The sequence below is a fragment of the Pseudomonas sp. FeS53a genome, from assembly GCF_000931385.1.
Taxonomy (GTDB): domain Bacteria; phylum Pseudomonadota; class Gammaproteobacteria; order Pseudomonadales; family Pseudomonadaceae; genus Metapseudomonas; species Metapseudomonas otitidis.
The window spans coordinates 23,524-47,292 of the sequence record NZ_JYFT01000078.1 but is presented as its reverse complement, the minus strand read 5'-3'; the positions used below and the strand labels follow the sequence as shown (position 1 = coordinate 47,292).

The window sequence follows — 23,769 nt, the reverse complement described above, 5'->3', positions numbered from 1 at the left end:
GGTCATTCCGCCCCGGCCCGCTGGTAGCGCGCCGCCTCGATGAACACGTCGGAGTTGGCCGGGTCGTCCAGCCAGGCCTGCAGGGTGCTCCAGGGCACGTCCAGCACCACGCCGTCGCCCTCGGGCATCTCCACCGCCTCGCCCTTGAAGGTGCCGCGCTCCACTTCCTGGCGCAGGCGCTCCACGTCGAGGTTGTAGACCACCAGCTCGTTGTCGGCGGTCAGCTCGAAGCCGGCGATGGCGAAGTTGGCGCCCCACTGCTTCGGCAGCCCGGCGGAGAGGTACCAGCGGCGGCCGTGGTGGGCGACGGTGAAGCCGTACTCGCGCAGGCTGTCGAGGTTGTCCTTGCCGCCCTCGAAGGTGCGGGCGCGGTAGAGGTTGGAGCCGGAACGGCTGATCTCCAGGTAGGCGCGCTCGCCCCACTCGTCCTTGCGCGACCAGTCTCCCAGCAGCGGCATGGGCGCCGGCTCGTTGGCGGGGATCGGCTCCCGCAGGGTGACCAGGCAGCCGCCCAGCAGCAGGAAGGACAGGGCAAGCAGCACGCGCCAGGGGTTCATCGTGTTCTCCTTGATCATTAAAAACCCCGCGAGGCGGATGCCTGGAGCGGGGTTCGGCGCCACTGCGCTAGAGGTCCATCACCAGATGGAAGTAACGCCTCAGCACGGCTCGCATTTCGTTGATGTCGAGGTTATCCACACCGCCGACAAGGCCCTGATATTCCATCTGCAGAATGATGGCCGTCAACACCTTGGCGTCCTCGGCGGGCTCCTCGGTGCCCAGGACCTGGAAAAAGTGCTCCGCCCCCTGGGAGAGGATGCCCCGGTGGGCCTCGGCGAGCCCCCGCAACCCCTCGTTGATCAGCGCCTCCTGGCGGAACGCCTGTTCGGCGAGCAGCTGGGCGCGGTTCTCCAGCACCTGGCGGCGCACGTACTCGATGGCCAGTTCGACGATGCGGTCGGTCATCTCCCGGCGACGCTCACCGCCCTGCTCCATGGCCGCGGCCATGTCCTGCAGGTCCCCTTCGACGCTGCTCCAGAACGCGGCCATGGCTTCGGCACTGCGCTCGACGAACTGGGCGAAGGTGTCGGTGATGAGGTCGTTGATGTCCTTGAAGTAATAGGTGGTGGCCGACAGCGGCACATCCGCCTCGGCGGCCACGGCCCGGTGGCGCACGGCCCGCACGCCATCGCGGACGATGATGCGCATGGCGGCATCGAGGATGGCCTGGCGGCGCTGCTCGCTGCCGTGGCGGCTGGCCTTGCGGCCCTGGTACTGGACACTTTCGGCGAGAGCGCTGGCCGCCTGGGCGGCACTGTCACGACGGGACGGCTGGGGCAAGATGCGGGAACCTTCGGCTACGGGACGTGGATGTCAGACAGTTTCGACCAATCAGCGGTCGATTCAACTGCCACAAGGTAAGAACTTGCGTACTCGACGTGATGAGACCCGGCCGGGGCACACCGCCCGTCGTGCCGTGTGGAGCAGCGCGCAATCCAGAGCCATACAGGGGAAAGTGGGCAGGCTTTGAAACGTTCCAGAAGGCATAGCGCTTCCATCCTCAGTTATGGACGGGGCCGCGCGACGCTGTAGCGGTGCTTGGAAAAGCGAATCGGGTGCGCACCTTGAAGCTGTTCCTGAGACGGATGCTGGCGCGGGGACAAAGGCCCCTTCAGGAGGCCGAGCGCAGTCGTCAGTAGACGCTCTTCAATCAGCTTGCCTCCCGTTGATCCCATTCAGAACGCAGCCACAAAAAAGCCGCCCGAAGGCGGCTTTCTCATCCCACTCAGGCCTGGGGCCGCATGTGGGGGAACAGGATCACGTCGCGGATCGACGGGGAGTTGGTCAGCAGCATCACCAGGCGGTCGATGCCGATGCCTTCGCCGGCGGTGGGCGGCATGCCGTATTCCAGCGCGTTGACGAAGTCGGCGTCGTAGTGCATCGCCTCGTCGTCACCGGCGTCCTTCTCCTTGACCTGCAGCATGAAGCGCTCGGCCTGATCTTCGGCGTCGTTCAGCTCGGAGTAGGCGTTGGCGATCTCGCGGCCACCGATGAACAGCTCGAAGCGGTCGGTGACGCTCGGGTCCTTGTCGTTGCGGCGGGCCAGCGGGGAGACCTCGAAGGGGTACTGGGTGATGAAGTGCGGCTGCTCCAGCTTGCTCTCCACCAGTTCCTCGAAAATCATCACCTGCAGCTTGCCCAGGCCTTCGTGGCCAAGGACCTTGGCGCCAGCCTTCTTGGCGATGGCGCGGGCCTTCTCGACGTCGTTGAGGTCGGCGGCGGTGATGTCCGGGTTGTACTTGAGGATGGCGTCGAACACCGACAGGCGGGCGAAGGGCTCGCCGAAGTGGAAGACCTTGTCGCCGTAGGGCACGTCGGTGCTGCCGAGCACGGCCTGGGCCAGCTCGCGGAACAGCTCCTCGGTCAGGTCCATGTTGTCTTCGTAGTCGGCGTAGGCCTGGTAGAACTCGAGCATGGTGAACTCGGGGTTGTGCCGGGTCGAGACGCCTTCGTTACGGAAGTTGCGGTTGATCTCGAAGACCTTCTCGAAGCCACCGACCACCAGGCGCTTGAGGTACAGCTCAGGCGCGATACGCAGGAACATCGGCATGTCCAGGGCGTTGTGGTGGGTCGCGAAGGGCTTGGCCGCCGCGCCGCCGGGGATGGTCTGCAGCATCGGGGTTTCCACTTCGAGGAAACCGCGCTCGCTGAGGAAGCGGCGGATGTGGGCGATGACCTGGGAGCGCACGCGGAAGGTGTGGCGGGTTTCCTCGTTGACGATCAGGTCGACGTAGCGCTGGCGGTAGCGCTGCTCGGTGTCGGTCAGGCCGTGGTGCTTGTCCGGCAGCGGGCGCAGGGATTTGGTCAGCAGGCGCACGCTGGTCATGTCGACGTACAGGTCGCCCTTGCCGGAACGGGCCAGGGTGCCCTCGGCGCCGATGATGTCGCCCAGGTCCCAGGTCTTGATCTCGGCCAGGGTCTCTTCCGGCAGGGTCTTGCGGTTCACATAGACCTGCAGGCGAGCGCTGCTGTCCTGCAGGACGATGAAGGAGCCACGGTTGAGCATGATGCGACCGGCGACCTTGACCGGGATGGCTGCAGCTTCCAGCTCTTCCTTGGTCTTGTCCGCGTACTGTTTCTGCAGGTCCGCGAAGTAGGCGTCGCGGCGGAAGTCGTTCGGGAAGGCGATGGCCTTGGCTTCACGCACGGCAGCAAGCTTTTCCTTGCGCTGGGCGATCAGCTTGTTCTCTTCCTGTTGCAGTTCGTGCTGGTCGGGTTGTTGGTCGCTCATGGTCTTCGGTGGTTCCTGATTAGGCGCTCTTGCCTGTGGAAACGGATTGCATAACAGCGGCAGCAAAGCCTGGCGGGCGCAGGCCAGCCGCTGCTTGAGGCGGGCTGGCCGGGCGCGGCGGCGTTACAGCCCTTGCTTGAGGCTGGCCTCGAGGTACTCGTTCAGATCCCCATCCAGCACCTTGTCGCAGTCGCTGCGCTCGACGCCGGTGCGCAGGTCCTTGATCCGCGACTGGTCGAGGACGTAGGAGCGGATCTGGTGCCCCCAGCCGATGTCGGACTTGGTGTCCTCCAGGGCCTGGGAGGCGGCGTTGCGCTTCTGCATCTCCAGCTCGTACAACTTGGCCCGCAGCATCTTCATGGCGGTGTCCTTGTTGGCGTGCTGGGAGCGTTCGTTCTGGCACGCCACCACGGTGTTGGTGGGCACGTGGGTGATCCGCACCGCGGAGTCGGTGGTGTTCACGTGCTGGCCACCGGCACCGGAGGAGCGGTAGGTGTCGATGCGCAGGTCGGACGGGTTGATCTCGATCTCGATGTTGTCGTCGATCTCCGGGGAGACGAACACCGCGGTGAACGAGGTGTGACGACGGTTGCCGGAGTCGAACGGGCTCTTGCGCACCAGGCGGTGCACGCCGATCTCGGTGCGCAGCCAACCGAAGGCGTATTCGCCCTTGATGTGCACGGTGGCGCCCTTGATGCCGGCGACTTCGCCTTCGGACAGTTCGACGATCTCGGCGGCGAAGCCGTTCTTGTCGGCCCAGCGCAGGTACATGCGCAGCAGCATGTTGGCCCAGTCCTGGGCCTCGGTGCCGCCGGAACCGGCCTGGATGTCCAGGTAGGCGTTGTTGGGGTCCATCTCGCCGCTGAACATGCGGCGGAACTCCAGCTTCTCAAGGATCTCGCGCAGGCGCTCGACTTCGGTGGCGACGTCGTTCACGGCGCCTTCGTCGTTCTCCTCGACCGCCATGTCCAGCAGATCGCTGGAGTCGGCCAGGCCGCTGGTGAGTTCGTCGAGGGTCTCGACCACCTGCGCCAGCATGGAACGTTCGCGGCCCAGGTTCTGGGCGTATTCGGGGTTGTTCCAGACGTTGGGGTCTTCGAGTTCGCGGTTTACTTCGACGAGACGATCATGCTTCTGATCGTAGTCAAAGATACCCCCGAATGGCCTGGGTACGTTCGGAGAGGTCCTTGATGCTGTTCAGGATCGGGTTGATTTCCATGGCGGGAAGCTCTCACTGGCAAAACTTTCGGAAAAGCCGGCGAGTATACCCGAGTCGATTCGCCTCGGGCAGCCTGCGCCGATGACCGTTTACAGGCCCGCCGCCTCGGCCACGGTGACCGCCCGCCAGGGCCCCGGAGAGGTGCCGGCCAGGGCCGACCAGTACCAGGCGGAGGTGTCGCTGAAGCTCCGTCCGGCCGCGTCCTCGATGTATTCGCACACCCGCAGCCGGCCGGAGGCGGCGCTGGCCAGGAAGCAGCGCTGCAGGCCCTCGCCGCTGGCCCGGCGGTGCAAGGCGATGGCGCTGATGCGAAAGCCCAGGGCGCGGTAGCAATCCGCCGCCGGGTGCAACTTACGGGTCGGCACCTGCACCTGGCGCAGCACCAGGGTGCGCGGGCCGGCGGCGAAGCGCGCCAGGCGGCCGGGGAAGTCCTCGGCGAAGCGCCGCTCCACCGCCGTCAGCGCCAGCGGGCGCAAGGCCTGCCCCTCGAAGGTGCTCGGCCACTCGACGAAACCGGCCGGGCGCGCGCCCTCCCCGCCCGCGCCCGGCACCAGGCTGTACGCCGCCAGGCCGACGAAGAGCGCGCCCCAGGGCCACGGGCGCCCTGCGCCGGGCAGGCCATCCACCCGGTTCGCCGGCTGGGCCGGCAACCCCACCACCAGGCGCAGCACCAGCCCGCAGAGCGCAGCGAACACCGCCAGCCCGATGCCCTCGTGGAGCCAGGCCGGCCCCTGCCAATGCCCGGCTTCCTGCAGTACCAGCAGCGTATTGCGCAACGCATTGGCCCCGAGGATCAGCAGGCTGAGCCAGGGCAACCGGCGCAGCAGCCGGGCATCCGCCACCCGCAGCCAGGCGGCGGCGGTGAAGGCCACGAAGTAGGCGGCCCAGGCCATCTGCACGCCGGAACAGGGGGCGTCGACCATCACCAGCTGGCCGCCCACCTCCAGCGCACTGCCCTGGCGCGTGACGGCGAAGCCCAGCCCGCGCAAGGCCCAGAGGCTGGCCTCGGCGGTGATCACCCGCAGCGGGTAGCCGATGAAGAACTGCAGCGACGCCAGGATCGGCAGCGCCAGCACCCCCAGCCCCAGCCAGGCCAGCAGCGGCTGGCCGGGCCGACGCAGGGCGAAGGCCATCACCAGCACCGCCAGCACGGCCAGCAAACCACGCCCCATGGCCGGCACGCCCGGCACCAGCAATGCGGCAGCCGTCAGCCCCAGGGAAGCGAGCAGCCCGGGCAGGCGCGGCGCCGCCAGCAGCGCGTGACGGTCACGCCACAGGCAGGCCAACAGCACCACCAGCGCCACCGCGCCCCAGGGGTCGTCCGAGCCATCGCCCATGCGGGCAACGGCCCAGCGCCACACCGGCCATAGCGCCAGGGCCGGCAGGGCCAGCCAGGCCCAGGCGGGTAGCGCGCGGGTCACGCCTGGCCCCGCTGACGGCGCAATGCCCATCCCAGGCCCAGCAGGCCCACCAGCAGCAGCGCCCAGGTCGCCGGCTCCGGCGTGCCCGGCACCATCGGCCCGCTGACGCTGCCGCCCACGGCCTGGGCGCTGACGCCCTGAGGCAGGGGCAGMGGCTGGTCGACTTCCGCCGCGTCCTGCGGCGCCGGGTTGCGCACCTGCTCATCCACCGCGACGAAGGAGGTGTAGGGCGTCAGCAGGCTGTACTTGAGGCCGAGGTCGAGGATCTGCTGGCTGTAGTTGTAGGCGTAGCCGCCTTCGATGGCCTCCTGGTCCATCAGCGAGGCGATGCGCTGGCGGGCCCAGAGGTGCGCCAGGGCGCTGCCCTCCACGGCCTGCCCGGCCAGCAGCGGCGCCTCGGCATGCCAGGTACCCCGGTTGGTCAGGCCCTGGGCGCGGAGGAAGCCCCGGCGCTCGCCGCGCCACTTGCCGAACACCACCAGCGGCCGCTCGGCGAACAGGTCCGGCAGCTCCAGGGGCTCCACGTCATAGGTGTCCAGCCCGTCGAAGGTCAGTTTCGGGCGCACCAGCACCGGCGACTCGATCATCCGCTGCAGGCGCTCGGCCTGGGCATCGGCCTGCGCGGCGTCCAGCACCACGAAGGGTTCGCCCTGGCCGGCGCGGGCCAGGCCCTCGATCAGCTCGCGGTTCACCGAGCTGCCGATGCCGAAGGCGAACAGGTTGGCCTTGCCCAGGTTGCCGCGCACCAGCGCGTAGGCCTCGCTTTCCACGTCCACGAAGCCATCGGTGACCACGATGAAGGAGCGCGAGCGCCCCGCCTCCGCCGGCATCGCCAGGGCCTGACGCAGGGCCGGCAGCAACTCGGTGCCGCCACTGCCCATCTCGGTGTCCAGCAGCCCCAGGGCCTGCTGGATGTGCTCGGCATCGGCGGGAATCGACTGCGGGGCCAGCAGGCTGGCACTGCCGGAGAACAGCAGCACGTTGAAGCGGTCCTGCGGGCGCAGGCCACCGATCAGCCGGCGCAGCAGGTGCTTGGCGGTGTCCAGGGGGAAGCCGTGCATGGAGCCGGAAATGTCCACCACGAACACGTATTCACGGGGCACCACCGCCTCGCTGGGCACGCGCCGAGGCGGCGCCACCATGGCCAGGAAGAAGTTCTCCTCGGCCCCTTCGCTGAGCAGCACCCCGCTCTGGAAGCCCTCGCCACCCAGGCGGTAATCCAGCACGAAGTCACGGTTGGCCGCCGCGCCGCCGGCCGGATCCAGGCTCACCCGCACGTGCCGGGCATCCTGCCCCTGGCGCAGGATGCGGTGGCTGGGCGAGGCCAGCTCGGCGATGTCCGCCGGGGCCTGCAGGTCCACATCCAGGCTGAACCCGGCGGTTCCCGGCTCGCCTTCCGGCAGGTGCGCGGTGGCCGTCCAGGGTTCGACGGCGCCCCCCGGCCGGCCGGTGTAGCGCGGACCGACCACGGTGGGGAAGACGAAGGAGTAGAGCCCATCGCGGGGGACCAGCAGCTCGGTGTAGCGCAGCTCCACATCCACCGCATCACCGGGGAGGATGTTGGCGACATTCATCTCGAACACGTTGCTGCGCTGCTGCTCCAGCAGGGCCGCGGTCTGCCCGGCCACCTTGGCCGCCTCGTAGTCTTCGCGGGCCTTGCCCTTCTCCTCAATGCGCGCCTCGATCACCCGCTGGCCGATGCGCACGGTCATGCCGTGCACCGCCGCCCGGGTCGAGCCGGGGAACACATAGCGCGCCTCCAACGCCCGGCTGCCTTCGTTGCGGTAGTGCTGGGTGACGCTGACGTCGGCGATCACCCCCAGCACCCGTGCCTTCACCTCGGTGGCCTTGAGCGGCAGGCCGTCGACACCGGGCTCGGCGTTCTCCACCACGAAGTAGGGCCCTTCCGGGGCGGGCTGCGGCGCGTCGGCCAGGACGGTCATCGGCACCAGCAACAACAACAGGCTCCACCAGCGGCGGCGCGGGAGGGGGACAGGGCGGGACATGGGACGTGGCTCCTTGCGTATATCGGAAGCCCAGCCTCGCCCGCGCCCGTGGAGGCTTCGTGCAGGGTGTGTGGTGTTTCTGTGGTTTTATGCGGCCGAGCCGAAACGGAGCGGACTATTCTTTACCGGCCGGCTCGCCTGCAGTCATCGCCCGGAGATCCTCCCCATGCGTCGCCCCCACAGCCTGCGTAGCCGCATCGCCCTGTCCGTCGCCCTGCTGGTGTGTGCCCTGAGCTGGCTGCTCGGCACGCTGATCGGCCAGCGCTCGGGCGAGCGCATGGGCGAGGAATTCGGCCAGGGACTGGCGGAGCTGTCGTTCCAGATGGTCGACCGGCTGGACCGCGACATGGACAACCGCGCCCGCCTGCTGCAGGTCATCAGCGAGTTGCAGGCCCTGCGTCAGCCGGACGACATCCGCCAGGTCCGCGCCCTGCTGGACAGCCTGCAGCACGAGCTGCCGGACATCGCCTGGATCGGCTTCACCGACCCCGACGGCCTGGTCCTGGCCTCCAGCAACGGCGTGCTGGAAGGGGTGAACATCGCCCAGCGGCCGGTCTACCAGCGCGGCATCCAGGGCCGCTTCATCGGTGACGTGCACGAGGCCGTGCTGCTGGCCAAGCTGCTGCCCAACCCCACCGGGGAGGCGATGAAGTTCGTCGACATCGCCCTGCCGGTGAAGGGGCCGGACGGGCGCACCGTTGGCGTGCTCGCCTCGCACCTGTCCTGGTCCTGGGCCGACGAGGTGCGCCGCGCGCTGATCGAGCCCATGCAGGTCCACCGCCGGGTGGAGTTCTTCATCCTCAGCAGCGACCACAGCGTGCTGCTGGGCCCGGCGGACAGCATCGGCCAGAAGCTGGAGCTGCCGGCCCTGGGTCACATCGACGCGCGCAAGAGCTTCTGGAGCGTGCAGCGCTGGCCGGACGGCCGCCGCTACCTCACCGGCTTCGCCCCCAGCCACGGCTACCGCGACTACCCCGGCCTCGGCTGGATCGTGGTCACCCGCCAGGCGGAAGAAGAAGCCTTCGCCCCCGCCCACGCCCTGCAGCGGGAGATCTACCTCTGGGGCGGCGCGCTGGCGATCTTCTTCGCCGTTCTCGGCTGGGCGCTGGCGGCCCGGGTGACGCGCCCGCTGCAGCACATCGCCGACGCGGCGGACCGCCTCAGCGCCGGTGAGATCGCCGTCATCCCCTCCGGCACCGGCACCCGGGAGATCCGCACGCTGAGCAAGTCCATCGCCCACCTGGTGGAAAGCCTCACCCAGCAGCAGCTCACCCTCGGCCTGCTGGAGAACAAGGCCCATCACGACCCGCTTACCGGCCTGCCGAACCGCGCCGCGCTGGAGAAGCACCTGCCCCGGCTGCAGCAACGCTGCCACGTGGCCGGCGGCGCACTGGGGCTGCTCTACCTGGACCTGGATGGGTTCAAACCGATCAACGACACCCACGGCCACGCCGTCGGCGACCTGGTGCTGCGCGAGGCCGCCCAGCGGATGCGCGGCTGCCTGCGGGACGGGGACCTGGTGGCGCGCCTGGGCGGGGATGAGTTCCTGATGGTGCTGCAGCTGCAGCAGGACGACGGCCTGAGCCACATCAGCCGGGTCGCCCAGCGGGCGCTGCAGGTGCTGGGTGAGCCGATGCTGCTGGAGGGGCGCCCCCTGGGCATCGGCTGCAGCATCGGCGGGGCCCTGTGGCCCCGCGACGGGGATCGCCTGGAAGAAGTGATGGAACGCGCCGACCAGGCGCTCTACCGGGCCAAGCGGGAAGGCCGCAACCGGGCCTTCCTGCATGACGAAGACGAAGCGGTGCACATCGCCGCAGGCCCCGCCGTCAACTGACCTGGGCGTCCCGCACCTGGGCTTCCAGCTCCGCCTTGAGCCCCGGCTCCAGGCGCATCTGCCGCGCCAGTTCATCCAGATAGGCGCGCTCCATGAAGTGCTCCTCGTCCACCATCAGCACGCTGGCCAGGTACATCTCGGCCGCCATCTCCGGGGTGGTGGCCGCGCGGGCCACTTCGGACGGATCCAGCGGCTTGTTCAGCTCCGTTTCCAGCCAGCCACGCAGGCTGGGGTCGTCGGTCAGGCGGGCCAGTTCGCTCTCGATCAGTTGCCGCTCGCGGGCATCCACATGGCCGTCGGCCTTGGCCGCCGCCACCAGGGCCTTGAGGATGGCCTGGCTGTGCTGCTCGGCCTGGGGCGCCGGCAGGCGATCGAGGGTGCGGGGCTCGCCCTGGGGCGCGGTGGGCTGGTTGGCCTGCCAGTTGCTGTAGGCCTTGTAGGCCAGCACGCCAAGAGCGGCGAGCCCGCCGTAGGTCAGCGCCTTGCCGCCGAGCTTGCGCGCGCTCTTGTTGCCCAGCAGCAGGCCCAGCGCACCGGCAGCCAGGGCACCACCGCCCGCGCCACCGAGCAGGCTGCCGAGCTGGCCGCCGCCGATGCCGGACGGTTTGCCGCCGGCTTTCTTCTGCAGCAGGTCCTGGCCGGACTTGAGCAATTGGTCGAGCAATCCACGGGTGTTCATGGGGGGCCTCCAAGGTCGCAATGGACGATGGGGCGCACTCTACCGCCAGTCCTCCGCGTGTCGCGCAGGGGGATTGCTTCGAGATATTGCGTCCCGAAACCGCTATCACCGGTCCCGTGCCGCGTAGCCCTGCCGACGCCTACCGGCTAGGCTGTAGGCCGTTTCGTCAGGAGGCCGTCATGGAAGGGTTGTCGCTGGGCGGGTGGGGATGGGTGCTGCTGGCCGTGGGCCTGCACCTGGGTGTGCGGCTGTACATTCGCTACGGCCTGAAGGAAGACCGTAGCGAAGAGGACTGGCTCGCCTGAATCAGTTGGGCGAGGCGACCATCTGCTGGCGGCGGGCCGCGTCCTTCTGTTGGCGATAGGCCTTGGCCGCCTCGGGGATCGGGCCGCCCTTGCCGGTCTCGACCCAGCGGCGCATGCGCGTGGCATCGGCGAAGTGGGTGTACTTGCCGAAGGCGTCCAGCAGCACCATGGCGACCCGCTGGTTGCCCATGCGGGTACGCATCACCAGGCAGTGGCCGGCCTCGTCGGTGAAGCCGGTCTTGGTCAGCTCGATGTCCCAGTCGCTCTTGCGGGTCAGGTGGTTGGTGTTGCTGAAGCCCAGGCTGTAGCGCGGCTTGACGAAGGTGATGGTCTTTTCCTTGGTGGTGCTCATCTGGCTCAGCAGCGGGTACTTGCGGCTTTCCAGCAGCAGCTGGACCAGGTCGCGGGCGGTGGAGACGTTGTTCAGCGACAGGCCGGTGGGCTCCACGTAGCGGGTGTGCTTCATGCCCAGGGCGCGGGCCTTGGCGTTCATCGCCGCGATGAAGGCGCCGTAGCCGCCCGGATAGTGGTGGGCGAGGCTCGCCGCCGCGCGGTTCTCGGAAGACATCAGCGCCATCAGCAGCATGTCGCGACGGCTCACCAGGCTGCCCACGCGCACCCGCGAATAGACGCCCTTCATTTCCTTGGTCTGGCTGATGTCGATGCTGATGATCTCGTCCAGCGGCTGCTTGGCTTCGAGCACCACCAGGGCAGTCATCAGCTTGGTCACCGAGGCAATGGGCACCACCAGGTCGGGGTTGTTGGCGTAGATCAGCTTGCCGGTGGCGAGGTCCACCAGCATGGCGCTGCCGGAGGCGAGCTGCAGCTGGGCGGGGTCACGGACCGGGGTGGCCGCCTGGGCTTCGAGGGGGGCGGCGACGGCCAGGCTGGTGCAGAAGAACAGAGCCTTGAGCAGAGAGGTTCGGATTTTCACGGGAGGCTACCGGATGAAGAGTGGGATGAAGATCGCCTGTGCGAACTGGCACACATTATAGATCCCCGAAGGCCAATTCCTTCAGTCACTTTCATCGCTTTCTGCAAGAAAACTCTCAGCTCGCAAACGCCCCCGTCAGCGCTGCTGGTACTGGTAACTTCCCTGCCCCGGCGTCCGCTCGATGATGACCCCGTTGGGGTACTCCGTGCTCTGGCGAATCCCGCCCTGCTGCTGGATCACCTGGCTGCCGCTCCCGGTGCTGTAGCGCGTGGTGCCCTGGGGCACGGGCTGCCCGCCGTAGACGTTGTAGCGCTCGCTGCGCTCGTAGGTGTCCACACTGCCGCTGGCGCCGGGGCTGACGTAGGTCTTGGGGATGACGCGGATGGTCTGCTGCCCGTTCGGCTCGGCGGCCAGCGCGGGAATCGCACCGCTCGCCACCAGGGCCAGCAGCGCACAACGGAAGAGCTTCATGGCCGTACCTCGCTGAGGGATCGATGCCGATGATACGTCCGTTGGGCAACCGCTCCAGGGCTTGGGTTCGGGGCTGGGATGGGTTTCGGATCAGTGGTGGGAAAAGGGTGTTGGTCGGAGCGCGGCCTAATACACCACATGCCCCCCTGCCATAGATAAAAACTCCTCATCGATAGGCAGGCCAGACGCCGATCCCACGACCACGCTGGTCATGCAGCAGTGAGGACAACAGGCCGTTTCGCCGCCGTCCCACCATTTCAAGATCTCGGATGGCGCGAAGATTTCTCCACAGCCGATGCATCCGCACTTGTCGCTTTGCTCGATCAGCTCCCGGTTACCCTCCGTCGCACGCTGATAGGCATATGGATCGATGCCTGGATCCCACGAGCGACCGCTGGGCAGCTTGATGCTTGTCATATCGGCTCCTTCGGATCCCCCCACAAAAACAGCCCAGAGATTACGAAGGCACGAGCCTTGTGTACATGGCAGGCAGGGAAGGGAGAGTCGATCGGCAGACGATATGAAAGGTCTCAGCGAACGGCGGAAATAGGGCGGTGTTCGAACCGCCCTTCCCGGGCTGAAGCCCGGGCTACGTCAGGTGGGGAGTACGCCGCGTTGGCGGGAGAGGGTCAGGGCCAGGTCCTCGATCATGTCCTCCTGCCCACCCACAGTGCCGCGCCGGCCCAGCTCCACCAGCAGCTCGCCGGCCTGGATGCCGTATTTCTGCTCGGCGCGCTTGGCAAACAGCAGGAACGAGCTGTACACGCCGGCATAGCCCAGGGTCAGCGGGGGGCGACCGAGTCGTTTGCCGGCTGTGTTGATGGCGCTTCCGGAACGCCGAAAATGACCCGGCTGAACAGCTGACTGAGGGATCACTCTGGGCTGGAGCGCTACCACTCCGGTCAGCGCTTCAACTCCGGTCGCCGGTAGGCCATGCCCACCGAGCGCGGCGCGGTCTGCACGAAGCCGAACTGCGCGTAGAGGTCCTGCGCCTGGCCATCGGCGATGAGGCTGACGTAGCCGCTCTCCGGCACATGGGTTTCGATGTACTTCAGGATCTCCCCCATGATGCGTTTGCCCAGCCCCTTGCCCTGGTGCGCCTTGAGCACGGCAATGTCAACGACCTGGAAAAAACACCCGCCATCACCGATCACCCGCCCCATTCCCACGGGTTGCGATTGATGAAGAATCTGCACCGCGAAGAGCGTATTGGGCAGACCGCGCACCGCTGCTTCATCGGTCTTGCCGCTGAGGCCGGAGCCCGTGCGCAGCGCCTGGTAGACAGGGACGGAAGGGGTTTCGAGCAGGCAGGAATAGTCAGTCAATGGCGTCACCGTAGTTGGGTGGGAAGGGGCAGAGGCGTGGCTAGTAAGCCAGATGCTCGCTGGGCATGGACAGAAGCTGTTTGTCGATGGGGCAGACAGTCCTTCTGCTTCGGCAGGATCGCCAGTTCAGCGGAACTCAGCTCCAGCTTGCGGGACTGCTTGGGGGTATGAATAGCAGGTCACAGTTCGGGGGTCGCTTCTACCGCTCGAACGCTATCGCCACACGCACGGCGGCGGAGTCGGATACATCCGCGAGAAAGCTCTCGGCAGATGCGCGGATCACACCCTGCTCATCGCTGAACGCGAACTCCATGGGACTGCCTTGTGGCGATTACTGGGCTGGGCGGCAGTCTGGCGGGTTGTGGGGAGGGGGGAAATCGTCCGAGTCTTAACCTTTTACAACGTTCAATAGAGATCACTACGCGATAGCTAAACGCTGACATGGCCGGAGGAATAAACAAAGAGAAGTTATAAGATCCAAAACGCACCAAGGTCTATTCAATAGGCGGCTGTACTACCCAAGGAGGAACTTCTCCTTCAGAAAGAGTTACACCAACTGTGGGATGGTAATCTAACCTCCCGTCACCCAACACTTGACGATCTCTTTTTCTAACCGCCTCAATAGAGCGCCTAGAGAGATTTTTATACTCAGCATCAAGATAGGCTATTTCACCTGCCACGCCCGCCCTAATACTCAACAACTCCCCCTGGCTAAATCCGTGATTATCGGCCCTACCTTGAAGAGCTGCATTAATCATCCTCAGCTTCCTGAAACGCGATGAGGGAACAGAAACTCTGTTATGAACCAAAGCAACACCTGTAACATGCTTTGTAGTACCGGGCTTGAAGAGCTTAGTTTTATGAGAGACAACCTTGTGCCCATGCGAGCGCACCAATCCCTCAACAGCACGAATGAACTCACGCCCAATAAAATCTCCAGAAAATGTCAAATCATCAATATAACAAATAAAAACAAGACCATTTCCCTTAGAAAGTTCATTGAGAGCATCAAAAAGCTTGCTATTGGCATAGAACGACATCAATGGACTTAAGGGACTGCCCGTAGGAAGAGAGTCATCACAAGTCACAAGCCTGGAATAGATATCCGCAATATCACTTGGACACTCAAGACGAGATTGAAAAAACGAAAATACTCGCGACCTATTTGTTGCTTCAAAAAAACTCTTTATATCTAAAGTCGCAACGTACTCGCCATTCGCATGAAATTCAGCATTTTTACGGTAAGAGGTACCAGAAAGCGCAGCCTGCATGTAGCTAGGAACCTGCACGTGCTTTAGCAACCTCAACACACGATTGTGGATTTTTAATAAATCACCCTTAGGCTTCTGCACATCCCGAGCACGTCGAGGTGTTCTGCTAGAAAATGGATCACTCTTGGGCTGAACCGAAAATCTACTGTAATCCCCAATAGCACGCCTTATAGCCGAGAAAGGTTGACATAAGACTTTCTCAATTTTAGATCGAGAAGTAGTGCGATACATTGCGCACTGATTCAAAGCATAAGACTTATGCTTTCTTACCGATCCGCATTGAGGATTTTGCTTCATTCTTATTACCCACCCACTCCATTATATTAATTATTTTTCGAGCGATGCCGACCCTCAGCCTATCAGTAGGCTTAGAAGATTCTAGGCTTTCAGAAAAAAACAAAATAGAAGACAGAGGGACGTTAAACCTTTCACTATACTTACCTAGCAACTCAAGTGATGGTTGTTTTTTCCCCGACTCAATTTCTGACAAGAACGAATTAGACACAGACAACTCATCCGCCAGTTCTTTCTGAGACAAGTCGTGGTACGTCCTAATCAAGCGAAGCGCCTGATGCAACATAAACACCTCATAAAAATAGTGACAACAGCGGGGGTAAGGACGCTAAAGAAGCTCACGACATGAATCAACAATTTTAGGCCAGTATCTATCAATGATTAAGAACAAATAACCAATGATTTTAACTAGACCAAAAATCATACGAAAAAAAATGCGTTTGCTTCGATTTTTTCGTACGTCCGAGCGTTGCTTGGCGGGTTTCTCAGTCTTCATTTTCTTAGTTCCAGTGGCACCTATACGTTTTGCATAGGCTCTCGCATGCAACTGGACTGAAGACGGATCAAGCAACGCCTGTCCCCCCTCTGAATCACCTGATTCCGACTCGCACGGAATCAGTATCCCGGCATGTCGCTCTCGTCGTACTGCGGACGGAGCGCGAACTGCATGGGGAAGGGTTAGAGGCGAACCTCCACTAGGCTAAGGCCTAAATTTCACGCGAGAAGATCTCCTTACCGCGGGTTGGAGAATATGGCCTCATGATGAGCTTGTCAAAACAAAATTCGCTACCAGCGAATTTTTTTCTTGAAAAAACTGCAAGACATGGTGTGGCTACTCCTACTCATAGGCTCGAGAGATAACTGTTACTCGCGAGCAGCAAGCCCATCAGGTGGCCAGCTCCCATGCTCAATCTGGCGAGCCATCTCCATCCGCTTGCCCTCTCCCGACCTCCTCCCTATCCTCCCCGAGCCACGGTCAATCCCGTGGCCGGGTTTGACAGCCTGAAAGCAAGAGGCGCGATTGCGCCTCAACGGTGCATGCGGAAGCAGCGAATGGCTTCTGCAGGCCCTTGCTCGCATGCAGTTTTCAACTGCAACGCTCTATGGCGGATCGCGTGGGGAGACCCTCGTGGTCTGCCGGGTCCTCTTGCCTCGGTCTGTCAACCCCGCGCGATCTGCCACCCTCGATGACAGCGGGAGTGGTGGAGTCTTCCTATCGCAAGAGGAGATTCACCATGAACAAGGCTTTCACCCCCTTCGTTTTCTATCACCACCACCAACGCCTGCGCGCGGTGATGGTCGACAACCAGCCCTGGTTCGTCGCCCATGATTTCGCGCAGTTGATCGGCCTGGCCGATGCCCTCCCCTTGCTCCCGGCCCTGGAGCCTCACGAGCAGCAAACCCTCGCTCTTGGCTACAGCGATGACTTCCACGAAGAGGTGGTGGTGATCAGCGATATCGGCGCCTACCGGGCATTATTCCAGTTCGGTCAGCCGAAGCATGGTGAGGTGGGCCGCTGGCTGAACGAGGTGCTGGTGCCGACGCTGCATGACCACCACCGCACGCCGGATGCGGCGCCCAGCCGTGAGGTGTTGAACTACGGCGGGCGTCGGCTGGGGGTGGTGCGCTGGCAAGGGGAGCTGTGGGTGGCCTGGCGGGATTTGCCGTCCTTCATTGCTGGCGAGCCGGAGGGGACGGCATGACCGGTACCCCGGCTGGCGGTCGCTGACCTGGGCTTGGCCCCTTTCGGTGTCGGGAGGGGCCTTTGGGGGCAACGGGGTTGCCCTTGGGCGWTTGAAATCGCCCCTACAGGCGTATGCCGGGTGGGTCGAGCGGAAGATTTTTCGCGAATGAATTCGCTCCCACGGGGTGCTGCCTGCGGTCAGGCGTAGGGGGGGATGGCGCTCTTTCCATCCACCAATGGCGTTCGCCTTGGCCCCGCATGGTGTCGGGAGGGGCCTTTGGGGCAACGGGGTTGCCCTTGGGCGATTGAAATCGCCCCTACGGGTGTATACCGGGTGGGGCGTGCGGGGGGCTTTCGCGAATGAATTCGTTCCCACGGGGTGTCTGCGGTGGAGCGTCTGCGTGTGAAGCGTGCCGTCTGATCATCTGCACTGCGACTTATTGCCGCGATCCCGACAGGGCCTTCGCCCGCCCGGCCAGGAACCACGGGTTTCAAGGGTCAGGGGGTGCTGCGGGGTCATCTGATATGGTTTTTGCCTGATTACCTGAATCTGTTTCCGGTATCAGCGTCTCCCTATAGTCCGCCTCGCCGTCATAGCCCAAAAGGCCTGAATCATGAGCGAGACCATCCCCGTCCGGCAGGTAGAGGTCGACCCAACGAGTCGCCCCGCTGCCACGTCCCTGTATGCCTCCAGTGCACCGATCCACACCCGCAGCTTCACCGGGCGCTTCCGCAACCTGCGCCGGTTGGGCGCGGGGCTGTTGTGCCTGTTGTTCTTCGGCACCCTCTGGCTCGACTGGGACGGCCGCCAGGCCGTGCTCTGGAGCCTGGAGGACAGCAAGTTCTACATCTTCGGTGCGACCTTCTGGCCGCAGGACTTCATCCTGCTGTCGGGGTTGCTGATCATCTGTGCCTTCGGGCTGTTCTTCATCACGGTGTTCGCCGGCCGGGTGTGGTGCGGCTACACCTGTCCGCAGAGCGTCTGGACCTGGATGTTCATGTGGGTGGAGCAGCGCACCCAGGGTGACCGCAACCAGCGCATCAAGCTGGCCGCCGCGCCCTGGGGTGCGGAGAAGGTGGCACGCAACGTGGCCAAGCACGGTCTGTGGCTGGCCATCAGCCTGGCCACGGCGGTGACCTTCGTCGGCTACTTCACGCCGGTGCGTGAGCTGGCGATGAACCTGCTGACGCTGGAAGCCGGCGGGGTGGCGCTGTTCTGGGTGGTGTTCTTCACTGCGGCCACCTACATCAATGCCGGCTGGATGCGTGAGCAGGTGTGCATCCACATGTGCCCCTATTCGCGCTTCCAGAGCGTGATGTTCGACAAGGACACCCTGGTGATCTCCTACGACACCGCCCGGGGCGAGTCGCGCGGGGCGCGCAAGAAGGGGGTGGACCCGAAGAGCCAGGGCCTGGGCGATTGCATCGATTGCACGGTGTGCGTGCAGGTGTGCCCGACCGGCATCGACATCCGCGATGGCCTGCAGATCGCCTGCATCGGCTGTGCGGCCTGCGTGGACGCCTGCGATTCGGTGATGGAGAAGATGGGCTACGCCAAGGGCCTGGTGCGCTACAGCTCGGAACGCGAGCTGGAAGGCGGTACCACGCACCTGCTGCGTCCGCGCCTGGTGGGTTACGCCGCTGCGCTGGTGATCATGATCGGGGCCTTCGCCTGGTTGCTGGCGACGCGCTCGGAGGTATCGCTGGATGTGATCAAGGACCGGGGCATGTTCCGCGAGAACGCCGCTGGGCAGATCGAGAACATCTACAACCTGAAGCTGATCAACAAGACCCAGCAGGACCTGCGCTACCGCCTGGAACTGGCCGAGGGCGATGGCCTGGAGTTGGAGGCGCCGGCGCTGATCAAGGTGGAAGCCGGGGAGATCCTCGACCTGCCGGTGTCGGTGGCCCTGGTGGACGACGATGGCCGCAGCGGCCCCCGCGAGCTGGTGTTCCGCATCCGCGCGGTGGAGGGCGATGCCCAGGCCAGCGCCAGCAGCACCTTCGTCAGCCCGAGGCGCTGAGCCATGGAGCACGGCCGTGGCGGTAGCCGCACGCAGCGCTTAGAGTGGGCCTCCCCGGCCCACCTTCCCCAGGACAAGATGAAGCGCTACGAGAAATTCGCGGACGAGATCGCCGAACTGATCCGCACCGGCGTCCTGGCGCCGGGCCAGAAGGTACCCTCGGTGCGGCATGCCAGCCGCACCTACGGGGTCAGTGCCTCCACGGTGTTCCAGGCGTACTACCTGCTTGAGAGCCGCGGGCTGATCATGGCCCGCGCGCGCTCCGGCTACTTCGTCTGCCAGCACGTCAAACGGCCGCTGCAGGAGCCCCAGGTGAGCAGCCGCGAGGCGGCCACCACCGAGGTGGACGTGAGCGAGCTGGTGTTCTCGGTGCTCAGTTCGATCCGTGATCCGGATACGGTGCCCTTCGGCTCGGCCTTCCCCAGCCCGGACCTGTTCCCCCTGCAACGCCTGGCGCGCTCCATGGCCCATGCGGTGCGCGACATGGACCCGCGCTCCACCGTGGCCGACATGACGCCGGGCAACCACGGCCTGCGCCGGCAGATCGCCCTGCGCTACATGGTCGGCGGGCTGCCGCTGCCCATCGAGGAGCTGGTGATCACCAACGGCGCCCTGGAGGCGCTGAACCTCTGCCTGCAGGTGGTGACCCGGCCGGGCGACCTGGTGGCCATCGAGTCGCCGGCGTTCTACGCCAGCCTGCAGGTGCTGGAGCGGCTCAAGCTGAAGGCGGTGGAAATCCCCGTGCACCCGCGCGAGGGCATCGACCTGGAGGTGCTGGAGCGCAGCCTGGCCAGCCTGCCGATCAAGGCCTGCTGGTTCATGAGCAACTTCCACAACCCGCTCGGGGCGAGCCTGACCGAGGAACGCAAGAAGCACCTGGCGGGGCTGCTGGCCCGCTACCAGGTGCCAATGATCGAGGACGACGTGTACGCCGAGCTGTACTTCGGCCAGCACGCGCCCAAGCCGGTGAAGGCCTTCGACAGTGAGGGCCTGGTGATGCACTGCAGTTCGTTCTCCAAGAGCCTGGCGCCGGGCTACCGGGTCGGCTGGGTGGCGGGTGGGCGCTATGCCGGGGAGATCGAGCGGCTGAAGCTGATGACCAGCATCTCCGCCTCGGTGCCGGCCCAGGCGGCCATTGCCGACTACCTGCAGCATGGCGGCTACGACCGCCACCTGCGGCGCCTGCGCTATGCGCTGGAGAGCCAGCAGAACGCGATGCTGGCGGCGGTGGCCCGGCACCTGCCGGAGCAGACCGGGGTCAGCCGGCCCGACGGCGGCTACTTCCTCTGGCTGGAATTCCCCCGCCAGGTGGATGCGCTGCGGCTGTTCCAGCTGGCCCTGGCCCAGGGCATCAGCATCGCGCCGGGGCCGATCTTCTCCGCGACCCGCAGCTACGGGCATTGCGCCCGTCTCAACTATGGCCACCCCTGGACGCCCCGCAGCGAGCAGGCGGTGGAGACCCTCGGGCGCATCATCAAGTCCCTCTGAGCGCCCTTCCCCACGCCAATGGCCGGCTCGTTCATTGACCTGAACTTTGCCGGCTTTTGTGTGTTCTATGCTTCAGGTTCGATACACAGTCGCTACAAAGTTGCCATGGCAGCGAAGTACGGCGGTGTTTGAATCACGCGGGCGGCCCCATGTTCCGCCTGTGACGGTGTATGAACTTTTCACGCGAGCCTAGAGCTGGCGACAAGTTTGCCTATATACTTCGCCCACCTCCCGATACGCATTGCGACCTCGCTGTAACACAGGCGCCATGCGGCCTGGGCGGATCACGAAGACAACCTCGAGGTTGCACCAGGATTGTGCAAGGCACGCACACTCCTCTTCCGGCGAAAGTTGCAAAGGGTATTCGACCCTTCATCACCGGAACTTGGATCAAGACCATTTCAACAGCACACAAGCGGATCATTACGTGACGAAAGACGAACTGCGCGCCGAACTCGAGCGCCAGGAGAAACGTTACAAGGATGTATATGGCGGGGAAGTCACCACCTACGCCGCCCAGCCGGACCCCGAACGCAAGCCATGGCGCAAACGCCCCAACTACCTGGACCAGGCTTTCGAGCGCGAGCTCCAGAAGATGGAAAAAGAGCTCAAGCAATCGGACTGAAACGATTTTTAAACAAAGCCTGCGCAGCCCTCGCCTCTAGGGCTGCGCTGCCATGACGCACGGAACGATACGACCAATCGGCGGTCCGGAGCTGGGCGGGAAGCGGTTTTCTGGCATAATCCGCGCCCCCTAACCAGCCGTCATACAACCTTCATGTTCGATCTCTTCAGCGGGCTTGATGCCTGGCTGGTGCTGAGCCTGGTGCTCGCCCTGGCATTCGTCCTGACCTTCGAGTTCATCAACGGTTTCCATGACACCGCCAACGCGGTCGCCACGGTCATCTACACCAAGGCCATGTCGCCCTACCGGGCGGTGGTGCTCTCCGGCATCTTCAACTTCCTCGGCGTGCTGCTGGGTGGAGTCGGCGTGGCCTATGCCATCGTCCACCTACTGCCGGTGGAGCTGCTCATCAACGTCAACACCGGCCACGGGCTGGCCATGGTGTTCTCGCTGCTGGCGGCGGCCATCACCTGGAATCTGGGCACCTGGTACTTCGGTATCCCCGCCTCCAGCTCCCACACCCTGATCGGTTCGATCCTCGGCGTCGGCCTGGCCAACGCGCTGATCTCCGATCTGCCCCTGGGCGAAGGCGTGAACTGGGGCAAGGCCATCGATATCGGCCTGTCGCTGATCTTCTCCCCGGCGGCCGGCTTCATGGTCGCAGCCCTGGTGCTGCTGAGCCTGAAGTGGCTGTACCCGCTGTCGAAGATGCACAAGACGCCGGAAACCCGTAAGGAACTGGACGACAAGAAGCACCCGCCGTTCTGGAACCGCCTGGTGCTGGTGCTCTCGGCCATGGCCGTTAGCTTCGTGCACGGCTCCAACGACGGCCAGAAGGGCATCGGCCTGATCATGCTGGTGCTGATCGGCATCGTTCCGGCCAAGTTCGTGCTGGACCTGAACAGCACCACCTACCAGATCGAGCGCACCCGCGACGCCGCCACTCACCTGAGCCAGTTCTACCAGCGCCACACCGACACCCTCGGTGAGATGCTGGCCCTCGGCAAAGCCAACGTGAGCGAGATGCCGCAGGCGTTCCGCTGCGAGCCGAAGCAGACCGAGGCGACCATCGCCGGCCTGCTGGGCAACCTGCAGGGCGTGCAGAGCTACGCCGACATGAGCGAGGAGAAGCGCGTCGAGACCCGCCGCTACCTGCTCTGCCTGGACGACACGGCGAAGAAGGTGGGCAAGCTGTCCGACCTGCCGGCCCGTGAAAAGGCCGACCTGGAGAAGCTGCGCAAGGACCTGACCGCCACCACCGAGTACGCCCCCTTCTGGGTGATCATCGCGGTGGCCCTGGCCCTGGGCATCGGCACCATGGTCGGCTGGAAGCGCGTGGTGCTCACCGTCGGCGAGAAGATCGGCAAGCAGGGCATGAGCTACGCCCAGGGCATGAGCGCGCAGATCACCGCCGCCATCGCCATCGGCATGGCCAACATCTACAGCCTGCCGGTCTCCACCACCCACGTGCTCTCCTCCGGCGTGGCCGGCACCATGGTCGCCAACAAGAGCGGCCTGCAGGGCGGCACCGTGCGCAACATCCTGATGGCCTGGGTGCTGACCCTGCCCACCTCGATGGCGCTCTCCGCCGGCCTGTTCTGGCTGGCGACCACGCTGTTCGTCTGACTCATCGGCTTCATCGGGAAAGGCGCCTAAGGGCGCCTTTTTCATGCCTGCTCGCCGGCCGGGGCGTCGCTGAATACCTGTGGAAAGTTCCGACATACAGGCATTTAGCCAGCCTCAAGCTTTAATGGGTAATGACCGACACAGTGGGGGACGCGACCACCAGAAGCCGCGCACTCGCCGCACTCGGCACCCCGCCCCAACCGGACGCACGAAGCCATGACCAAAAATATGAAGTTCAGCCACAAGATCCTGCTCGCCGCCTCGCTGGTGGTGATCGCGGCCTTCTCGCTGTTCACCCTGTACAACGACTACCTGCAACGGAATGCGATCCGGGAAGACCTGGAGAGTTACCTGAAGGAAATGGGTAACGTCACCGCCGGCAACATCCAGAACTGGCTCTCCGGCCGGATCCTGATGGTGGAGAACCTGGCCCAGAACATTGCCCAGCACCCCGAGCCGGATGCAGTGGCCAAGCTGCTGGAGCAGAAGGCGCTGACCTCCACCTTCGCCTTCACCTACCTGGGTACCAAAGACGGCGCCTTCACCATGCGCCCGGATGCGGAGATGCCGGCTGGCTACGACCCGCGCGTGCGCCCCTGGTACAAGGATGCCATCGCCGCCGGCTCGACCACCCTGACCGAGCCCTACATCGACGCGGCGACCAAGGTGCTGATCATGACCATCGCCACGCCGGCGCCCGGCCAGGGCGTGGTGGGCGGCGACCTGAGCCTGGAAACCCTGCAGCAGATCGTCAACTCGCTGGACTTCCAGGGCATGGGCTACGCCTTCCTGGTGAGCGAGGACGGCACCATCCTGGTCCACCCCAACAAGGACCTGGTGATGAAGAAGCTGGCAGAGGTCTACCCGACCAACACCCCGCGCATCAGCAGCGACTTCACCGAGACGGAGCTGGACGGCAAGCCCAGCATCCTCACCTTCGCGCCCATCAAGGGGCTGCCGACGGTGAAGTGGTACATCGGCCTGTCCATCGACAAGGCCCAGGCCTTCTCGATGCTCAATGAGTTCCGCACCTCGGCCATCATCGTCATGGTGATCTCGGTGGTGATCATCATCCTCCTGCTGGGCATGCTGATCCGCTTCCTGATGCAGCCGCTGCTGCTGATGGGCCGTGCCATGAGCGACATCGCCCAGGGCGAAGGCGACCTGACCCGTCGGCTGGAGGTGCACTCCCAGGATGAATTCGGCGAGCTGGCCCAGGCCTTCAACCGTTTCGTCGAGCGGATCCACGCCTCCATCCGCGAGGTCTCGGCCAC

20 protein-coding genes and 2 pseudogenes are annotated in these 23,769 nt (G+C 64.7%); 8 read left to right on the top strand and 14 right to left on the bottom strand.

The genetic code is table 11. The features are described from left to right. Positions 1 to 2: 2 nt before the first annotated feature. From SZ55_RS24600 to SZ55_RS24570, 6 genes are all read right to left on the bottom strand, one after another. Positions 3 to 557 (bottom strand): hypothetical protein, encoded by a 555-nt coding sequence (locus tag SZ55_RS24600; protein ID WP_044413145.1) that lies wholly within the window; start codon positions 555 to 557, stop codon positions 3 to 5. A 67-nt stretch (positions 558 to 624) separates the two neighbouring features. Then, positions 625 to 1,338 carry a TetR/AcrR family transcriptional regulator gene (locus tag SZ55_RS24595; RefSeq protein ID WP_044413142.1) on the bottom strand — a complete coding sequence of 238 codons (714 nt, stop codon included), beginning with the start codon at positions 1,336 to 1,338 and terminating at the stop codon, positions 625 to 627. 445 nt (positions 1,339 to 1,783) lie between these two features. Next, on the bottom strand, positions 1,784 to 3,289 hold the full coding sequence (gene lysS / locus SZ55_RS24590; RefSeq protein ID WP_044413139.1) for a lysine--tRNA ligase: 1,506 nt from the start codon (positions 3,287 to 3,289) through the stop codon (positions 1,784 to 1,786). 123 nt (positions 3,290 to 3,412) lie between these two features. Next, positions 3,413 to 4,508 (bottom strand): peptide chain release factor 2 gene (gene prfB / locus SZ55_RS28215; RefSeq protein WP_107330352.1). Its coding sequence is split into 2 segments (ribosomal slippage): positions 3,413 to 4,435 and positions 4,437 to 4,508, totalling 1,095 coding nucleotides; the frame shifts between segments, so codons are not numbered across the junction. Between the two features lie 89 nt (positions 4,509 to 4,597). After that, the gene (xrtQ, locus tag SZ55_RS28535) at positions 4,598 to 5,929 is read right to left on the bottom strand and encodes an exosortase Q (protein ID WP_201774880.1); all 1,332 of its coding nucleotides are present in this window, start codon (positions 5,927 to 5,929) and stop codon (positions 4,598 to 4,600) included. Further along, the gene (locus tag SZ55_RS24570; RefSeq protein WP_052807664.1) at positions 5,926 to 7,935 is read right to left on the bottom strand and encodes a VIT domain-containing protein; all 2,010 of its coding nucleotides are present in this window, start codon (positions 7,933 to 7,935) and stop codon (positions 5,926 to 5,928) included. The genes xrtQ and SZ55_RS24570 overlap by 4 nt, the downstream gene beginning before the upstream one ends. A gap of 166 nt (positions 7,936 to 8,101) precedes the next feature. Here SZ55_RS24570 and SZ55_RS24565 point away from each other — a divergent pair, with 166 nt between their 5' ends. Next, positions 8,102 to 9,769 (top strand): diguanylate cyclase domain-containing protein, encoded by a 1,668-nt coding sequence (locus tag SZ55_RS24565; RefSeq protein WP_044413133.1) that lies wholly within the window; start codon positions 8,102 to 8,104, stop codon positions 9,767 to 9,769. On the opposite strand, the gene SZ55_RS24560 is transcribed toward SZ55_RS24565, so the two are convergent. Continuing rightward, positions 9,762 to 10,448 (bottom strand): tellurite resistance TerB family protein, encoded by a 687-nt coding sequence (locus SZ55_RS24560; RefSeq protein ID WP_044413129.1) that lies wholly within the window; start codon positions 10,446 to 10,448, stop codon positions 9,762 to 9,764. The genes SZ55_RS24565 and SZ55_RS24560 overlap by 8 nt on opposite strands. A gap of 179 nt (positions 10,449 to 10,627) precedes the next feature. On the opposite strand from SZ55_RS24560, the gene SZ55_RS28850 reads away from it, so the two are divergent. After that, complete coding sequence (locus SZ55_RS28850; protein ID WP_269082616.1) at positions 10,628 to 10,753, top strand: hypothetical protein; 126 nt, start codon at positions 10,628 to 10,630, stop codon at positions 10,751 to 10,753. A 1-nt stretch (position 10,754) separates the two neighbouring features. On the opposite strand, the gene pbpG is transcribed toward SZ55_RS28850, so the two are convergent. The 7 genes and pseudogenes from pbpG to SZ55_RS27765 form a co-directional block, all read right to left on the bottom strand. Then, positions 10,755 to 11,687: a D-alanyl-D-alanine endopeptidase gene (gene pbpG / locus SZ55_RS24555; protein WP_044413127.1), complete on the bottom strand. Its 933-nt coding sequence runs from the start codon at positions 11,685 to 11,687 to the stop codon at positions 10,755 to 10,757. Between the two features lie 135 nt (positions 11,688 to 11,822). Next, entirely contained in the window at positions 11,823 to 12,158 is a 336-nt protein-coding gene (locus SZ55_RS24550; RefSeq protein ID WP_044413125.1) for a hypothetical protein, read from the bottom strand. 126 nt (positions 12,159 to 12,284) lie between these two features. Beyond that, positions 12,285 to 12,575 (bottom strand): hypothetical protein, encoded by a 291-nt coding sequence (locus SZ55_RS24545; RefSeq protein ID WP_201774879.1) that lies wholly within the window; start codon positions 12,573 to 12,575, stop codon positions 12,285 to 12,287. 177 nt (positions 12,576 to 12,752) lie between these two features. Beyond that, a pseudogene (locus tag SZ55_RS27775) lies at positions 12,753 to 12,962 on the bottom strand (4-hydroxy-2-oxovalerate aldolase); the annotation flags it as partial. 98 nt (positions 12,963 to 13,060) lie between these two features. Beyond that, positions 13,061 to 13,483 (bottom strand): GNAT family N-acetyltransferase, encoded by a 423-nt coding sequence (locus SZ55_RS24540; RefSeq protein WP_082078335.1) that lies wholly within the window; start codon positions 13,481 to 13,483, stop codon positions 13,061 to 13,063. Positions 13,484 to 13,977: 494 nt separating this feature from the next. Further along, the gene (locus SZ55_RS27770) at positions 13,978 to 14,835 is read right to left on the bottom strand and encodes a reverse transcriptase family protein (RefSeq protein WP_160298858.1); all 858 of its coding nucleotides are present in this window, start codon (positions 14,833 to 14,835) and stop codon (positions 13,978 to 13,980) included. Between the two features lie 175 nt (positions 14,836 to 15,010). Then, positions 15,011 to 15,334: a helix-turn-helix transcriptional regulator gene (locus tag SZ55_RS27765; protein WP_082078333.1), complete on the bottom strand. Its 324-nt coding sequence runs from the start codon at positions 15,332 to 15,334 to the stop codon at positions 15,011 to 15,013. A 949-nt stretch (positions 15,335 to 16,283) separates the two neighbouring features. Between SZ55_RS27765 and SZ55_RS24535 the strand changes: the two genes are divergently transcribed. From SZ55_RS24535 to SZ55_RS29205, 6 genes and pseudogenes are all read left to right on the top strand, one after another. Continuing rightward, a complete protein-coding gene (locus SZ55_RS24535; RefSeq protein ID WP_044413123.1) occupies positions 16,284 to 16,751 on the top strand; it encodes a BRO-N domain-containing protein in 468 nt (155 codons plus the stop codon). Between the two features lie 595 nt (positions 16,752 to 17,346). Next, positions 17,347 to 18,756, top strand: a complete 1,410-nt coding sequence (gene ccoG / locus SZ55_RS24530; protein ID WP_044413121.1) for a cytochrome c oxidase accessory protein CcoG — start codon at positions 17,347 to 17,349, stop codon at positions 18,754 to 18,756. Between the two features lie 78 nt (positions 18,757 to 18,834). Then, positions 18,835 to 20,244, top strand: a complete 1,410-nt coding sequence (gene mapR, locus SZ55_RS24525) for a GntR family transcriptional regulator MpaR (protein WP_044413117.1) — start codon at positions 18,835 to 18,837, stop codon at positions 20,242 to 20,244. A 427-nt stretch (positions 20,245 to 20,671) separates the two neighbouring features. Then, positions 20,672 to 20,869 carry a hypothetical protein gene (locus tag SZ55_RS24520; protein WP_044413114.1) on the top strand — a complete coding sequence of 66 codons (198 nt, stop codon included), beginning with the start codon at positions 20,672 to 20,674 and terminating at the stop codon, positions 20,867 to 20,869. A gap of 153 nt (positions 20,870 to 21,022) precedes the next feature. Further along, entirely contained in the window at positions 21,023 to 22,495 is a 1,473-nt protein-coding gene (locus SZ55_RS24515; protein WP_044413111.1) for an inorganic phosphate transporter, read from the top strand. Between the two features lie 216 nt (positions 22,496 to 22,711). Further along, positions 22,712 to 23,734 (top strand): annotated as a pseudogene (locus SZ55_RS29205) (HAMP domain-containing protein); the annotation flags it as partial. Positions 23,735 to 23,769 lie beyond the last annotated feature (35 nt).

Excerpts from the sequence above, each read along its gene's own strand:
- SZ55_RS24600 (WP_044413145.1), bottom strand. The coding sequence starts at position 557 with ATGAACCCCTGGCGCGTGCTGCTTGCCCTGTCCTTCCTGCTGCTGGGC.
- lysS (WP_044413139.1), bottom strand. The coding sequence starts at position 3,289 with ATGAGCGACCAACAACCCGACCAGCACGAACTGCAACAGGAAGAGAAC.
- SZ55_RS24565 (WP_044413133.1), top strand. The coding sequence starts at position 8,102 with ATGCGTCGCCCCCACAGCCTGCGTAGCCGCATCGCCCTGTCCGTCGCC.
- SZ55_RS24560 (WP_044413129.1), bottom strand. The coding sequence starts at position 10,448 with ATGAACACCCGTGGATTGCTCGACCAATTGCTCAAGTCCGGCCAGGAC.
- SZ55_RS28850 (WP_269082616.1), top strand. The coding sequence starts at position 10,628 with ATGGAAGGGTTGTCGCTGGGCGGGTGGGGATGGGTGCTGCTGGCCGTG.
- SZ55_RS24550 (WP_044413125.1), bottom strand. The coding sequence starts at position 12,158 with ATGAAGCTCTTCCGTTGTGCGCTGCTGGCCCTGGTGGCGAGCGGTGCG.
- SZ55_RS24545 (WP_201774879.1), bottom strand. The coding sequence starts at position 12,575 with ATGACAAGCATCAAGCTGCCCAGCGGTCGCTCGTGGGATCCAGGCATC.
- SZ55_RS27765 (WP_082078333.1), bottom strand. The coding sequence starts at position 15,334 with ATGTTGCATCAGGCGCTTCGCTTGATTAGGACGTACCACGACTTGTCT.
- SZ55_RS24535 (WP_044413123.1), top strand. The coding sequence starts at position 16,284 with ATGAACAAGGCTTTCACCCCCTTCGTTTTCTATCACCACCACCAACGC.
- ccoG (WP_044413121.1), top strand. The coding sequence starts at position 17,347 with ATGAGCGAGACCATCCCCGTCCGGCAGGTAGAGGTCGACCCAACGAGT.
- mapR (WP_044413117.1), top strand. The coding sequence starts at position 18,835 with ATGAAGCGCTACGAGAAATTCGCGGACGAGATCGCCGAACTGATCCGC.
- SZ55_RS24515 (WP_044413111.1), top strand. The coding sequence starts at position 21,023 with ATGTTCGATCTCTTCAGCGGGCTTGATGCCTGGCTGGTGCTGAGCCTG.